Annotated in this window: 13 protein-coding genes; 10 read left to right on the top strand and 3 right to left on the bottom strand. The window is 46.8% G+C overall.

What is annotated here, in order from left to right:
* The first annotated feature begins 387 nt into the window (after positions 1 to 387).
* A complete protein-coding gene (locus NLX82_RS25905) occupies positions 388 to 696 on the top strand; it encodes a DUF2500 family protein (protein WP_028541043.1) in 309 nt (102 codons plus the stop codon).
* A 503-nt stretch (positions 697 to 1199) separates the two neighbouring features.
* Here NLX82_RS25905 and NLX82_RS25900 read toward each other — a convergent pair.
* On the bottom strand, positions 1200 to 1634 hold the full coding sequence (locus NLX82_RS25900) for a hypothetical protein (RefSeq protein ID WP_254349252.1): 435 nt from the start codon (positions 1632 to 1634) through the stop codon (positions 1200 to 1202).
* Positions 1635 to 1807: 173 nt separating this feature from the next.
* Between NLX82_RS25900 and NLX82_RS25895 the strand changes: the two genes are divergently transcribed.
* Entirely contained in the window at positions 1808 to 2854 is a 1047-nt protein-coding gene (locus NLX82_RS25895) for a hypothetical protein (RefSeq protein WP_028541041.1), read from the top strand.
* Between the two features lie 277 nt (positions 2855 to 3131).
* On the opposite strand, the gene NLX82_RS25890 is transcribed toward NLX82_RS25895, so the two are convergent.
* Positions 3132 to 6431, bottom strand: coding sequence for a DUF5695 domain-containing protein (locus NLX82_RS25890; RefSeq protein WP_254349251.1), 3300 nt, complete (start codon positions 6429 to 6431; stop codon positions 3132 to 3134).
* 151 nt (positions 6432 to 6582) lie between these two features.
* Here NLX82_RS25890 and NLX82_RS25885 point away from each other — a divergent pair, with 151 nt between their 5' ends.
* Entirely contained in the window at positions 6583 to 7221 is a 639-nt protein-coding gene (locus NLX82_RS25885; RefSeq protein ID WP_254349250.1) for a pentapeptide repeat-containing protein, read from the top strand.
* Between the two features lie 9 nt (positions 7222 to 7230).
* Here NLX82_RS25885 and pdxR read toward each other — a convergent pair whose 3' ends face one another.
* Entirely contained in the window at positions 7231 to 8745 is a 1515-nt protein-coding gene (gene pdxR, locus NLX82_RS25880) for a MocR-like pyridoxine biosynthesis transcription factor PdxR (RefSeq protein WP_254349249.1), read from the bottom strand.
* Between the two features lie 115 nt (positions 8746 to 8860).
* On the opposite strand from pdxR, the gene NLX82_RS25875 reads away from it, so the two are divergent.
* The 7 genes from NLX82_RS25875 (at position 8861) to NLX82_RS25845 (ending at position 14492) form a co-directional block, all read left to right on the top strand.
* Positions 8861 to 9472 (top strand): pyridoxamine 5'-phosphate oxidase family protein, encoded by a 612-nt coding sequence (locus NLX82_RS25875; RefSeq protein WP_254349248.1) that lies wholly within the window; start codon positions 8861 to 8863, stop codon positions 9470 to 9472.
* 254 nt (positions 9473 to 9726) lie between these two features.
* Complete coding sequence (locus NLX82_RS25870; protein ID WP_023986940.1) at positions 9727 to 10311, top strand: TetR/AcrR family transcriptional regulator; 585 nt, start codon at positions 9727 to 9729, stop codon at positions 10309 to 10311.
* A 113-nt stretch (positions 10312 to 10424) separates the two neighbouring features.
* The gene (locus NLX82_RS25865; protein WP_023986941.1) at positions 10425 to 10526 is read left to right on the top strand and encodes a hypothetical protein; all 102 of its coding nucleotides are present in this window, start codon (positions 10425 to 10427) and stop codon (positions 10524 to 10526) included.
* 342 nt (positions 10527 to 10868) lie between these two features.
* Positions 10869 to 11324 (top strand): MerR family transcriptional regulator, encoded by a 456-nt coding sequence (locus NLX82_RS25860; RefSeq protein WP_023986943.1) that lies wholly within the window; start codon positions 10869 to 10871, stop codon positions 11322 to 11324.
* A gap of 40 nt (positions 11325 to 11364) precedes the next feature.
* Positions 11365 to 12576: an MFS transporter gene (locus tag NLX82_RS25855; RefSeq protein ID WP_023986944.1), complete on the top strand. Its 1212-nt coding sequence runs from the start codon at positions 11365 to 11367 to the stop codon at positions 12574 to 12576.
* Between the two features lie 27 nt (positions 12577 to 12603).
* On the top strand, positions 12604 to 13032 hold the full coding sequence (locus NLX82_RS25850) for a universal stress protein (protein ID WP_023986945.1): 429 nt from the start codon (positions 12604 to 12606) through the stop codon (positions 13030 to 13032).
* A gap of 41 nt (positions 13033 to 13073) precedes the next feature.
* On the top strand, positions 13074 to 14492 hold the full coding sequence (locus NLX82_RS25845) for an aldehyde dehydrogenase family protein (RefSeq protein ID WP_068941382.1): 1419 nt from the start codon (positions 13074 to 13076) through the stop codon (positions 14490 to 14492).
* Positions 14493 to 14550: the final 58 nt, after the last annotated feature.

Below are 14550 nucleotides of genomic sequence, written 5' to 3'. Positions count from 1 at the left end.
TTGTTTATTGTTACTGTACCTGCCCAGACGCATGATATACAGCCTCATGTACAGCATGGAGGTGCTTAAGCGTAAGCAAACAAATCACCGCCATCCAGTGGTTGGCGGTGATTTGTTATTTTGGAGGAATTAACACATCAATCACCGAATACCTATCTTGAGGTGATCAGCATGAACCATACATATTGTATTTACAAATTTATCCAAACCAATCGTATTGATAAAACGAATACGGAAGTACTGTTGTGCAATCCGAAAGCATCGGTGACACCCTACTGGCTAAGCTGGTGGGGTGTTTTTATATTCATTTTTCAATCGATATCAAAATAAACAGTTGAAAAGCCGATATCATAATTACCAACTAATGAATACTTAGGAGGATTATAGATGGTCTTTTGGATTCTTTTACTTATAGTCGTGGGACTTATTCTTTCAGCGTTTATAGGCGGTTCTCGGATTGCGAGCAATAATCGTAAACAACCGAGAATAGAACGTATAGGTGAGGTGGTTGATAAGCGGGTAGATTGGACTGAAGGATCGTCTTCAAAAACATTTTATATAACTTGCGAGTTCGAAAGCAATGAGCGCAAAGAAATTTCAGTTAGTAACGATAAATATGGCCTTTTTGTCGTAGGGGATAAAATCAAAGTAACAAGCCAAGGTACTTGGAACTGGGTAGAACGTGTCATAATATGAGGGGATCAGCTTAATCTATATATTTATTTACATAATCACCCAAACGTTATATACTTCCCATATAAATCCGAAAGCATCGGTAGCACCCTGCTGGCATACGCTGGTGGGGTGTTTTAATAAGTTGGGAATTTAAATATGCTACGTAATATAAAAAGCCTTCCATTAATGGAGGGCTTTTGTTAGACGCTGAGTATGAGAATCATAAATCAATGTGGCTTATTACGCCTTTTCAAAAGTTTTATAACAAGTAGTATGCAGAAAAATACTGCAAAAGCAATCACAATCCACCACTGAGTATCAATTATATACAACACGACTCCGATAAGCAGGACTGTTATTATTGTAATTCTCACTTTCAACATCGTACCTTTGTCCACTCTTGTTTCCAATATTGGCATCTTTATAAGGATGATTGCAGTCAGTGCCGGAAAGAATATGGAGGTAAATGAATTATAGATAATACCAACTCCTTGATCTAATTACTCACCCCGGATTGTTCGGATTTAATGTATAAAACAACAACCTCCGCTAAGACAACTTTCACTTCGAGAAAATGCTGATAATAAAAATAAAAGTGAAATGATGATCAAAAATAGATATATACTGGAAATCCGTTTTCCGATTGTAGCTCCAAACTCTTTAGGATTTTTATATCCAATGATTAAACTGGGAATAAAAAAAATACTGGATAGAAAAATGGTGTAGTGAAACCTAGTATTATCAACACTGTTAGACCAGGCGGGCAATCCTAAAAAGGAAAGCAACTGGTCTCCCAATATGTAATTGCCAAATTCGAAAGAAACAGCCATACCAAGAAGAGATAAAAGCAGTGAAAGTGATCCCCAGCCTATTTTTTTTCTGTTATTTCTCAACAATTCAAAGATAATCAGTAAAATTACAATTGCTTGTATGCTATATGTCAACATGATTGAAAACATAAAGTACCTCCTTGAACACCAGAATCAAATGATAAGATGTCAATTTCGGAAATGAGTATACCATTTTTTGGAATGTTTTCATATGTCTTTCAATACAGCGATCGTATGATCAAATGGAACGCGAAGCGGCCTTAGCCATACAATATTTCATCTGAATGTAAAAGGAGATGATTATGTTGGCTACCTTCTCGGCCGCGCTTCAAGTGAAAAAGCGGATGGCCAAGCGAGTTTTAAAAATGTCCGGTGTCCACGGCATTGGCGTAGGGTACAGGGACCCTGCTCATCCCAAAAGAGGAGCCGCTGTCATTGTGTACACGGACCGTTTAGCGTCGGCCTCTACCGGACTCCTGTCGGCCACCGCATTAGGAAAGAAAACGAACGTTCCAGTCCGAATTGTAAAGACTGGAAAGATCAGAGCCAATGCCACGGACTACAAAGTGCGCATACGCCCGGTCATCGCCGGCTACAGTGTCGGGACGATTGAAGGCTCCGGTTCAACCGGACTCATCGTTGCCCCAACTGGAGCGCCGGCGACACGTTATCTTTTTAGCAATAACCATGTCCTCAATCCCTCCAATACAGACAATCGAGAGGCTACAATTCAGCCAGGCGGAGCCGATGGTGGGACGGTTGCCCAGGATCGTATAGGACGGCTTTATCGTTACGTACGCTTGAATCCCACCGGAACGAACCTGATTGATGCGGCGCTTTCGCTTCCGACCCGCAACAACCTGCTCAATCCGCGTTATGCTACAGTAGGAGCGATTCCGGGTCATGTGACCGCATATCGCATAGGGGAAAGATTGAAGAAGGTAGGGCGTACGACCGGGCGGGTCAATGGCACGGTAGAGTCCGTCTATACGGACCTGCAAATCAATTATGGTGGAGAGTTGGGCTTACTGACCTTCGAAGATCAGACGGTTATTAGAGGTACGACTCCCGTATCACTACCTGGGGATTCTGGCTCTGTATGGCTCAGACAGTCAGATAATTATGCAGCTGCGGTCAACTATGCAGGCACGGCAGATGGTCGCTTATCTATAGCCTTTCCGGTGCAGTGGGCCATGCAGGTATTCAACACACGGGTAGCCCGCCCCAACGGGGCAGGCAGAGTACTGAGGGTAGATACAGGATCTTCCCCTCGCTCCTATACTAGGCAACTCACTAGTGAGGAACTGGTTCGCTTAAGACCAAGAACGACACGCATTAGACGGAGCTAAACGCCCTCCAGATGGAAAAGTTGCCGCTGATCGTCCCGGTAAGGCGGTCGCTTTAAATGCTTTCCATAGGGTGGCTCGCTCGGAAGCATCATCTCCCCGGATTTCTCCCCTGATTACAGACTTAACTTAAGAAATCCGGGGGTAGAGCTAATATAAGCAAGAATCATTCACGATACCAATCATTTACGACGCAAATGATTCACGACACAAATGATTCACAGTACAAATCATTCACAATCTAAAACGTTAACGGCATGAATGAATGCGTAAATGTATTCTAATCTGCTCCTTCGGCATATGAACGGGCTCCCTCATCATGGGCTGTAATGGTGCTGCTTGCCGAGGCCAAGCCCCGGATTTCCTGAGCGGTCAGGGCTCTGTTGTAAATGATCAGTTCATCCACTGCACCGTTCAGATAGGGATCATCAAACTGGGATTTCCCAATATAGTTCCGGTCTGTCAGTCCAAGGCTGGAAGGCTTCAGCGTCATGTTGGTGTTACGCGTCGCCTCTACACCGTCCACATACATCATTCCAGTATTGCCTGACAAAGTCACAGCGACATGCTTCCAAACCCCTGTTGCCAGCTCTGGCGCATTCAACTGTTGTTCCTCTCCGTTCCCCGAGACGGTGATAGCAAAGCGCATGCCAGTTCCCTCGGCCTTGGGTGTCAAAAACATATACCGATCCGTGCCTGCTCCAAAATCAAACAGGCGTGCCCAGCCGTTATGCGTGTTCACCCGTACCCACGCGGCAATCGTAAAGTCATTTATGCTGCTAACGATACCACCGGGCAGGCTAGCATAGGCGTCTGTACCGTTAAAGTGCAGGGCATTACCTTTTCGTCCGGCGCCCCACGCGCCTCCACTTACACTGGCCTGCTGTCCATAACCTGACGAATCGGCTGCGGTAGATCCGGCCGTTTCGTCAAATTCATAACGGGCTACAATGTCTCCGGCGGGAGACGGGTTGTCTGTACTCGACTGGATACGGATATCATAGTTGGCTGCCGTACCAATATTCAGTCTGACCGTGGTCGCAGAGCTGTTAGCAGCCGTGACTGACCCGGTTTTTGTGCCGTCTACGAGCACGTCATACGTACCTGCCGCGAGTCCGGTCAAGCTCATAACGGTGGTATGAGTCGTGCCTGAGGTCATACTTTTCAGTGTCAGACGGATGTTGTTCTTGGACTTGGACACGATGGCCAAGCTATATTGATCCCGATTCAGCTCCAAACTCAGCTTTTGGGTGATCAGATGCAGACGTTGGAATACACCGTCCTTTGGAGTAATCGCGTAGCTGTTACTGCTTTCTGTAACGTCACAGCCATAGCCGAACAAGCCGAATATTGGATCTACAGCAACATCCGAGCTTAGGATTTTGATGGCTCCAAACAGTCCCAGATCGGCTTCCCCGGACATGCCGCGCCATCCGTTAAAGAGAGGGCCACCGTCCAGACCGAGTGCGCCGTAATTGCCCTTGCCCGCCTGATATGTCCACGATACCGCCCCGATGTTGGCAGGATCAGAGCTGATCTGTCCCGAGTTAATCGCTCCGATGTTCGCCAGCTTGGCGGCATAGGATAGACGCTGATCCACTTCGGGCTTGGACGAATGCCGACGTGTCCAGTCATCCATCACATAGCCGGCCAGTGAGGTGGTGTACTGGAAGTTCCACCAATTCTCTCCGGTGATGGTGACCGGATCGGTGTAATAGTACCAGACAGGCATATGACCGCGTGCAGCACGCGTTTTGGCGTTGATTTTGCTCATCATCGTCGTGTTGTTGTTCATTTTGGCGAGTGTATATACGGCTTCTTCGCCTGTATTGTCATAGTTATACTCAGAGCCATAAGGATAGGTGGTGTTTTTGAAATTGTTGTACTTGGTAGCCATTTTGCCAATCAGGTCGTTAGCCTCGGTGGTCAAGCCTTCTTCCTGAAGCGCTTTAATCATATCAGGTGTAGTTAGCTCACCCATGAGTCCCGTGTTCCAGTTATAAGCAACAGGGCCTTCATACAACGCTTTAAAAATACGATAAGCACGTAGCAAATATGTGTTTTTGCTATTGCGATAGCTGATCAGGTTGGGATACAGCTTGGCAATTTTATACATGCTAAAAAACGTATTATAAATGTGCGGATAGGCATAGCCACGGTACGTTGGTGTCGTGTTAGGCTGCGGCATCAGGAAATCAGGGACCAGATAATCGGTATGATGGCCTTCCATCAAATTCGTCCAGATGGCTACTTCCAAATAATCATCGACTGCCTTGATCTCAGATGCCACGGGCTTCTGAACGTTTTTCTCCGCCAGAAACTGGCCGTGAGTTAGTCCCCAATCATCACCCCAGCCCCAGTAACCAGCAAAGCTGTTGCGTCTAGCCTTGTACTGCATCATCCAGTCATCAAAGACCTTGTCCCTCAGGTCGCCCGGCACGTTCCATTGGGTGCTGTTGACCATGAAGGTAGAGTGACGCTGAAGTGCAGCTTCGACTGGCTCGATGGCATAGAACTGGAGAACGGTTTTTTCGCCGTTACCATAGTTTACAGTAATATTGTTATGTCCCAGTCGTCCCAGTGTAAGTTCATATATTTTATGGTTTGTAGGGGCTGTTTCCAGATAGCTGATGGTCGTTTCAGACGGATATTGCGCTGTGACAGAGGTAATGGATTTGCTGGTATGCAGATCGAATTTGGCCTTGAGATTGGTCGGGAAAATCATGCCCGGAACCACGGTCACATCCACATGTCCCTCACTGTACAGCCTGTCCTTTACGGCCTGCTCGTCCGCTACCTTGTAAAATTTAAAGGCATACGTTTTGCTTTCACCAGGAGCCAGCGACAGACTGGTGCTTCCAAGATAGCCACGGTTGGTGCTCTTGATGACATTGGAATGGATATAGAACACATTCAGTCCTTCGGACCAGCCACCTTGCTCCATAGCCCATGTGCTGCCTGGATGCTCCTCAGTTCTCCAATGGTCCTGATATTCGAGACCAGCACCCGTTGAGGCATCAGGGATCAGCAGTACATACGGTCCGATGCCGCTAGGTCGTCCAGCGGTAATAAAGGAGCTGTTATGGCCTACAAAGGAGTGTGAGAGTACTCTGGTTTCATAAATTTGTTCATTATTGCCGCCGGACCAGTACTCGTTAAACGGAAGCGGCAGTCCCCAATCTCCGATCTCCAGTGTTTGATTAGAGGTGTTCGTTACTTTCATTTGCCAATGCAAATAATCGTTAACCAACGAATAAGTTTCATGTAAAATGAAATTACGTATTCCCTGATTGTTTGATGAATTCTGATAGGCTACCTGGACACTGTTTCCAGAAGAGGTGATCTGGCGCGCATCAGCAGAATTACTTGTCCATGCCCGAGTCCACGCTCCGTTGCCGAGACGATAGGTGAACATCAGTTCACCCAGCCACTGATGATCCGACGTATTCTGTTTAGGTGCGTTGGAGCTGTTCATGACATAGTTGGTATTAAAAGTGTCCCCTACCAGCCGTAAGGAAGAGAGATCGCCGTAATCTCCGACAGAGATGGAGAACACTTGATTAGATAGTTGTACTGCCATGCTATCAACCTCCTAACAAAGGTTCGTGAGCGTGCTCACTACGTTAATATATGTGTGAGAAATACTTTTGCTACCCTATGTATGAGAATTGATAGAAAATAGATTCATATAGATGTCCTAGAGGGCTCTCAATCGTGGAGGTAGAGTTATTATGAAAATTAAAATGGAGTTGCCGAAAATTCCTGTGGACTTGCCCGTACTAAACGAAGAAATGTATTCCTTACGGTCCAAAGGCGAATATAGTATGGGGTCTGTAGAAGATATGATTTTGGATAATGTGGAAGCGGTTAAGGTTTCATTAGAGAAGATGACTTTTAAAAATGTAACGATCATGGAATCGTCATTACCGGAAAGTGAATGGACAGACGTCATTTTTGATAAATGCGATCTGTCTAATGTTCATTTTTCCGGTTCCTTTATCCATCGGGTAGAGTTCAAAAACTGCAAATTGCTTGGAACAGACTTTTCCAGAAGCAGGCTCCAAAACGTTCGTTTTTCGGATTGCTTAGCGGATTATTCGATGTTCCGTTTTGCTAATTTTAAGCAAGTTGGTTTTGAGGATTGTTCTTTAATAAGTGCCGATCTGTATCATTTAACACTACAAAAAACCTTTTTTAACCGTTGCAATCTGGATCAAGCGGTACTATCCGGGTCCAAGCTCAAAGGAATTGATCTGAGCGATTGCGAATTTGATGGGTTACAGGTGGATATAGAAGATTTGAATGGCTGTATCATCTCACCGCATCAGGCTTCATCATTTGTAGGGCTGTTGGGGCTAGTGATTAAATAAGGGAACTCCTCATTGATTTTTAATATGGTCCCAAGCCTGGCGCAGACGGTTAAACCCTTCAACAATTTGTTGCTCCGTTAAATGGGCAAAGATAAAGCAGGCTGATGGAGGTCCCGGTGTCAGTTGGTAATCGGCGGCATCACGCCATGTGACTCCGTAAAACTGTGTTGTCTGCATCAAATGATAATACTGGGCAGGCTCATGCTTCCAGATGGCATAGGCATGTAGTCCACAATCGTTCTGATGCCAGTGAAACAGTTCACTTAACTGCTGTATTTCACGTTGGAACACGTCGTAGCGTGATCTGTATATTCGAGTCATCCGTCGCACATGGCGAACGTAGTCGCCGCGCATCATAAAACGTGCCAGTGCGCGCTGTTCCAAGCGGGCAGGCGGCAGGGGATCGTATAGTCGTTTGGCAGCTGTCAGCGCTTGGGCTAATTCAACCGGCAAGATTGCAAACCCGAGTCGAAGGCTGCTAAACATGCTTTTGGAAAAGGAGCCGACATAGATGACACATTCTGTACGATCCAGTGCTTTTAATGGTTCAATGGGTCGTCCTGCCCAACGGAATTCACTGTCATAATCGTCCTCAATGATCCACGCTCCCTTGGATGCTGCCCATTGCAAAATATGTTGACGGCGTGTTAATGGCAACACTGCACCGGTTGGAAACTGTCGTCCAGGTGTAACAAATAGAAGTTTGGAATCCCAATCCTGTGGGACAATTCCATGTTGATCCATCTCAGTAGCATGTATCTGTCCGCCTGAGGCAGTAACTGCACGGTAGATGCCGGAATAACAGGGGTTTTCTAATACAATTCGATCTTGTTCATGAATAAGCAACTGACTTAATAACGTGATCACTTCCATGGAACCACTGCATAATACGACTTGATCCGGCGTGGCCGTAATTCCGCGTGTTCTGCCAACATGATGGCAAATCGCTTCACGCAGCCATTCATCACCGCTCACTGGTGCAGTCGTCGCGTCAGCCGAGGGCTTTTGCAGATCTTTTCCAGCGGCAGTCATTGCGCTTTTCCATGCGATCTGTGAGTTGCCCTCCAATACAACTTCTCCTGCCTGAAAAGAAATCAAAGGCTGTTGCGCACTGTCTCTATTTGTAGCAGAAGCAGGAGACCGCTGTAAGTTTCGTTCCCTTTCGATCTGCATGATTCGTTGTCCCCAAGCTGATAGAGCAGGGGCTTTTTGTTTTACAACAGGTGAATTCTGGTTCTGCTGGTTGATTAAAGATTTGTCGGGCAGCACCGCTGTCTGTTCCATAACAAAGGTTCCTCTGCCTACTGCCGAATCTATATATCCTTCTGCCAACAACATATCATATGCCTCTTTAACGCTCCCTCGCGAAATTCCATACATCACAGCCAGATCACGAGTGGAAGGCAGACGCGTACCACTGGCAAGGGAGCCATTGAGGATTCCCTCACGAAGAGCATGATACAATGCCAAATATTTTAAATGATACTTTTGAAGCGAACGCTGATAAGCAATCGTAATATCCATACTCTTCTCCTTCGATTGGGCCACTCATTTTCGTTCATATTGGATCTTTTTATGAATCCATTTTCAACATAATCTGAAATGTATCATTGGTCAATAGATGGAAGGAGAGTTCCCTATGAGAAGAAAAGAATTTACGGTAGCAGAACTAGAGGAAATAGAGCAGTTTCTAAGCGAGGTCAGTTTCGGATTTTTAGGCATGAACAGCGAGGATGGTTTTCCGCGTGTGGTTCCCTTGAATTTCGCTTATGGAAATGGCGTTTTTTATATTCATGGCAGCCGTGCTGGAGAAAAGATGGAACGGATGAAAGAAGATAATCGAGTTACTTTTTCAGCCGCCAAAGAATATGCGCTCATTCCGTCTTATTTTACGGATGAACAAATGGCATGTCCGGCGACTTCATTTTTTAAAAGTATTACCGTGCGTGGTCATGCGGAGCAAGTAGTGGATCTGGAGGAAAAAGCGGCGGCCTTTTCCATTTTTATGAGTAAGCTGCAACCAGAAGGCGGGTATGACACGATCGATGCCAGCGATTCTCGGTATGCTTCACGTTTAAAAGGGGTCGCTCTGATCAAAATTGTACCGGAGGAATGGACTGCCAAGTTTAAATTCGGTCAAAATGTTAAAGATCAGGAACGTCAGCAAATTATCGATGGCTTGGAACAACGGGGGTTGGATGATGATCTGACAACGATTGAGATGATGCGCAAATATTGTCCTCATCACTGATATATATCGAAAGTCAGGATTTTGCAAAATCCTCAAGTATAAATATTTGAATTCCACGTAATAATTCCTGCTCGCTCACCGTCAGATTGGTTAATTATACCTTGTAGGGAGATGCCCTTGATTTTCCAAAACGTTCAGTCCTTCTGTATTAGGACTTTTGAAGGACAGGTATATATCATCCTCAAGCCCGTTGTTCTTACTGCAAAGGAACTTTATAATACGATAGATTTGTGGCGTAAGGGGGCAAGACCGTGATGAGAGCAGGAGTCAGAAGTCGGGAGAGTCGACGGTTGTTACTGGAAGCGGGGGCTGAAGAGTTTGCTCAGACGGGGTTTTATCAGACAAAGGTAAGTTCGATCGCGGCACGTGCAGGATTGACGCAGCCGGATTTTTATATTCATTTTGAAAGCAAGGAACAGTTGTACGAGGAGCTTGTGGAGAGCTTCGGTACTTTGGTGAATGATACGGTACAAAGCATGAAGATAGGCCCAGACCTAAGCGAGGCTGAAATTTTGAGACGGGGACAGGTGTTTCTGGAAGCTATTTTTCGCGTGTTGTCTAATAATCCGGCGATCACTCGTGTCGGATTTTACCAGGCGACAGATTCGGTGCGTATTAAGGCGGAAATGGCTGAGCATATCAAAAAGCATCTGCTGGCGGCGCAACGATGGGGCTCCTGCCGTGAGGAACTGGACCCTGAACTGACAGCGGAATGCGTGATCGGCTTGATTGAACGACTGACGTTAACTAAATTGCTGCCTGGACGTGAAAGTCCGTCTGTGCTTGCCAAGCAGGCACGAAACCTCCTGTATCACGGCATGCTCGGGTCCGAAGAATAACAGGACAGTACAACCCCAACCTAGATTTGGGCGGCAGGCGCGGCATTTGTCCCTATCATGGATGATGGCATAAGCATAAGATGCTCTTGTAAACCATGAAGGGAGGAATCACCATGTCTGGAGTAGGCGCTGGTTATGGAGCTTTTACATCTACAGGAGCGATTCTGGTACTTTTCATTCTGCTCGTTATTATTTCCAAAGCATTTATCATCTAATTCGTAGCTCAAGGATTTAAAATTCGGGAGATTTGCTGGAATCAGTAGGGAGGAGGAATACGAAATGGGTGAAGTAGATAGAGGTTGTGGCGGTTGTAACATGTTCACCTCCACTGGTGTTATTCTGGTTCTCTTCATTTTACTGGTTATCATCACTCGTACTTGTTTCATCTAAAGCTATATTCATGGGCTTGAGCACCGATGCTCGGGTCTATGACCGTACTAGTCAAAATAGGAACCGTCTCCAATTAGAGGCGGTTTTTTTTATATTGAAGTTTACGTTGACGTTAACGTTATAGAGGCGTAGTATTTATATATAATCTTTTTCATAAGGTGGGTGTCATGGTTACGTATAAAATTGATGAGGTCGCCAAACAAAGCGGATTAACCAAGCGAACCATTCGTTATTATGAGGAAATCGGCTTATTGCCCTCTCCGCAGCGCAGTGAAGGAAATATGCGCCTGTATACGCAGGAGGATGTGGACTTACTAAAAAAAATAGTGAGTGCCAAGGAAGTACTTGGATTCTCCTTGCAAGAGCTTCAGCGTTACATGTCCGCAGCGGAAATGCTTAAGGGTCAGCGGGAGGAATATCGCGAGCGAACGGAGCATTTGCAACCGAACGAGCGACGGGCCATGTTGGAGGATATGGAAAGTACATTGAACGAGCAGTTGGAATTAATGGAGGGAAAAATCAACAGCATCCGTATGCTCCAGACTGAGTTGGAGGAGTTACGGGTTAGGGTGCGTGAACGCAAGGTTCTTCTGGATGATGAACTTGATCACGACCCGTCATAACAAGAACATTTACATTCAGATGTGGAGGTAACATCATAATATGAGTTCACAACATGCATTACCTGAAGAGTTAAAAGAACGCTCAGGCTTGCTGTCTCAACCTAAAGCGGTCTGGGCAGTCGCCTTTGCTTGTGTTATTTCATTTATGGGTCTGGGATTGGTCGATCCGATTCTTCCGGCCATTGCTGATCAGCTTCATGCTACGAAAAGCCAAGTGTCATTGCTGTTCACCAGCTATAATCTGGTAACAGGCGTTGCGATGCTGATTACAGGCGTTGTATCTAGTCGATTGGGTGTCAAATGGACACTACTAACCGGGATTTTATTTATTATTGTGTTTGCTGGACTGGGCGGCACAGCCAGTACAGTTGGCGGAATTGTGGGCTACCGGGCAGGCTGGGGTTTGGGGAACGCTTTGTTTATCGCAACAGCGTTGTCTGCGATTGTAGGTCTGTCCACTTCTGGAACAGCTAAAGCAATTATTTTGTATGAAGCGGCATTGGGCCTCGGGATTTCAGTGGGTCCGTTGCTGGGCGGTGAGTTAGGTTCCATTTCCTGGCGCGGTCCGTTTTTCGGTGTAGCCGGACTGATGGTAGTGGGATTTTTGTTCATTACGTTTATGCTGCCTTCCATTCCAAAGCCCAAAAAACGCGGTTCCATTGCCGATCCGTTCAAAGCGCTCAGTTATCCGGCTTTGCTCACGCTCGGTATTGTAGCGTTGTTATATAACTTTGGATTTTTTACGTTGATGGCGTATTCTCCATATGTAATGAATCTGGACGAGCATGGTTTGGGTTATGTGTTTTTTGGCTGGGGAATTATGCTGGCCTTTACCTCGGTGTTTGTAGCACCGAAGATTCAAGCACGCTTGAGCGTGGTATCTTCCATTAGTATCATGCTGACGCTGTTTGCCATTGATTTAGGTGTTATGGCGATCGGGACGGTAGCTGGTTCACCAACGACTGTCATTGTCGCCGTCATTGTGGCTGGTATTTTTCTGGGGATTAACAATACATTGATTACAACTGCTGTTATGCAGGCTGCTCCAGTGGAGCGCTCGACAGCATCTGCGGCCTACAGCTTCATGCGGTTTTTGGGCGGGGCAATTTCGCCGTGGCTTGCAGGGAAGCTGTCAGAGTGGTACTCAGCAGAAACCCCATTTTATTTTGGAGCATTGATGGTACTGATTGGCGTAGCTGTGCTGATCGTACGTCGTCGACATATGCAGGATATTCAGGTGGATGCACACTAAGATCGAACTTCTGAGGAGGAAAAGAGTATGAGCGAATACAAACATATTCTGGTCGCGATTGATGGTTCGGAACATGCTATGAATGCGTTGCAGACAGCCAAAACGTTGTCTAAGCAGCTTCAGGGGAATCCACATCTGACTGTATTACATGTAAACCCGGCTTTATCCATGAATGAGCCCCCGGTTGGGGTTGATGTGGATGAGCGAATCGAAGAGGAAGGTCGTCATATCTTGGAACCAGCATCCGACTATTTGAAGGACGAGGGTATTTCTTACCGTATGCTGGCGGGTCACGGTGATCCGGCGAGTGTCATTTGCGAAAGTGCAAAGCAGGAAAAGACGGATTTGATCATTATGGGAACGCGGGGCAAAGGACTTGTTTCTGAAATGATACTGGGTAGCGTGAGCCATCAGGTGATTCAGCATGCACCTTGTCCGGTGTTGACGGTAAAATAGATGGTAAAAGGAACGTGATATCAAGAGAAGGAGGAAAAAGCATGCAGCAGCATTTATTTATCGGTGGAGAATGGAAAGCAGCTTCATCGTACACGACGTTGAAATCACCGTATTCCGGGGAAATCATTGCTGAGGTGGCAGAGGCCACAGCAGAGGATGCCAAGGCTGCTATTCAGGCGGCCTCTGATGCACGCTCGGAGATGCGGACCATGCCAGCGCACCAGCGGTCAGCCATTTTGGAGAAGCTGGCTGACCTGCTGGAAGAGCGGCGTGAGGATGCAGCGCGCATCATTGCACGTGAAGCATCCAAACCATGGAAGGCTGCGCTGGCGGAGGTTGACCGGACGGTGCAAACCTACAAGTTCGCAGCTGAAGAAGCCAAACGGATTCACGGGGAAACCATTCCGCTGGATGCCGCACCGGGCGGCGAGGGTCGTATGGCCTACACGCTCAAAGAACCTGTAGGGGTAGTAGGAGCTATCACACCATTTAACTTCCCGTTGAACCTGGTCGCTCATAAAGTGGGTCCCGCGCTGGCAGCAGGCAATACGGTCGTATTAAAGCCTGCGGAGCAGACACCGTTGTCGGCTTACTTGATTGCGGAGCTGCTGGAGCAGGCTGGATTGCCTGCGGGCGCTCTTAACGTGATCAGCGGCGATGGTAAAACCATTGGCGACGTACTTGTCACTGATCCACGCGTCAGCTATATCACTTTTACCGGTAGCCCGGCGGTCGGTACAGAAATTCGCTCCAAGGCTGGCTTGAAGCGGGTCACGCTGGAGCTGGGTTCCAACGCGGCCGTTATTATCGACCGTGATACGGATGTAGACGCGGTCATCGACCGTTGTGTGAGTGGAGCCTTTGCCAATCAGGGGCAGGTATGTATCTCAGTTCAACGTATTTACGTTGTCGATGAACTGTATGATACCTTTGTATCCCGATTTATAGAAGCAACTCAACGTTTAAAAATTGGAGATCCGCTAGAGCCGGACACGGATGTATCCGCGCTTATTTCAGCCAAGGATGTCGAACGTGTCCGTGAATGGCTGGAAGAAGCGGTTCAAGCAGGCGCAAGGATCGCTCTGGGGGGCCAAGCCAAGGGAGGTATTCTGGAGCCGACGGTTTTGCTTAATGTGGACCCGACTTCCAAGGTGTCCTGTCGTGAAGTGTTTGCCCCGCTTGTGCTGATTCATTCTGTTAGCTCTATAGATGAAGCCGTAAACCATGTAAATGATTCGATCTATGGCCTGCAGGCGGGAATTTACACTCGTAATATCACGACCGCGCTGGATGCAGCGGACAAGCTTGAGGTGGGCGGCGTGATGATCAATGACATTCCAAGCTTCCGTGTTGATCATATGCCGTATGGTGGTGTGAAGCAAAGTGGCACGGGACGCGAAGGTGTAAAGTATGCCATGGAAGAAATGCTGGAAACAAAGCTGATCGTTATTAAACGGTAGTGGTTATTTAAAAGCCTATCTGATGGACATAGATAATACGTTTTGCGTATGTCTGCTC

Origin of the sequence: Paenibacillus sp. A3M_27_13, from assembly GCF_024213315.1 — a bacterium.
GTDB lineage: Bacteria > Bacillota > Bacilli > Paenibacillales > Paenibacillaceae > Paenibacillus > Paenibacillus polymyxa_B.
This window is presented reverse-complemented; position numbering and strand designations above follow the sequence as displayed.

Excerpts from the sequence above, each read along its gene's own strand:
- NLX82_RS25895 (WP_028541041.1), top strand. The coding sequence starts at position 1,808 with ATGTTGGCTACCTTCTCGGCCGCGCTTCAAGTGAAAAAGCGGATGGCC.
- NLX82_RS25900 (WP_254349252.1), bottom strand. The coding sequence starts at position 1,634 with ATGTTTTCAATCATGTTGACATATAGCATACAAGCAATTGTAATTTTA.
- NLX82_RS25875 (WP_254349248.1), top strand. The coding sequence starts at position 8,861 with ATGAGAAGAAAAGAATTTACGGTAGCAGAACTAGAGGAAATAGAGCAG.
- NLX82_RS25865 (WP_023986941.1), top strand. The coding sequence starts at position 10,425 with ATGTCTGGAGTAGGCGCTGGTTATGGAGCTTTTACATCTACAGGAGCG.
- NLX82_RS25890 (WP_254349251.1), bottom strand. The coding sequence starts at position 6,431 with ATGGCAGTACAACTATCTAATCAAGTGTTCTCCATCTCTGTCGGAGAT.
- NLX82_RS25855 (WP_023986944.1), top strand. The coding sequence starts at position 11,365 with ATGAGTTCACAACATGCATTACCTGAAGAGTTAAAAGAACGCTCAGGC.
- pdxR (WP_254349249.1), bottom strand. The coding sequence starts at position 8,745 with ATGGATATTACGATTGCTTATCAGCGTTCGCTTCAAAAGTATCATTTA.
- NLX82_RS25850 (WP_023986945.1), top strand. The coding sequence starts at position 12,604 with ATGAGCGAATACAAACATATTCTGGTCGCGATTGATGGTTCGGAACAT.
- NLX82_RS25885 (WP_254349250.1), top strand. The coding sequence starts at position 6,583 with ATGAAAATTAAAATGGAGTTGCCGAAAATTCCTGTGGACTTGCCCGTA.
- NLX82_RS25860 (WP_023986943.1), top strand. The coding sequence starts at position 10,869 with ATGGTTACGTATAAAATTGATGAGGTCGCCAAACAAAGCGGATTAACC.
- NLX82_RS25870 (WP_023986940.1), top strand. The coding sequence starts at position 9,727 with ATGAGAGCAGGAGTCAGAAGTCGGGAGAGTCGACGGTTGTTACTGGAA.
- NLX82_RS25845 (WP_068941382.1), top strand. The coding sequence starts at position 13,074 with ATGCAGCAGCATTTATTTATCGGTGGAGAATGGAAAGCAGCTTCATCG.
- NLX82_RS25905 (WP_028541043.1), top strand. The coding sequence starts at position 388 with ATGGTCTTTTGGATTCTTTTACTTATAGTCGTGGGACTTATTCTTTCA.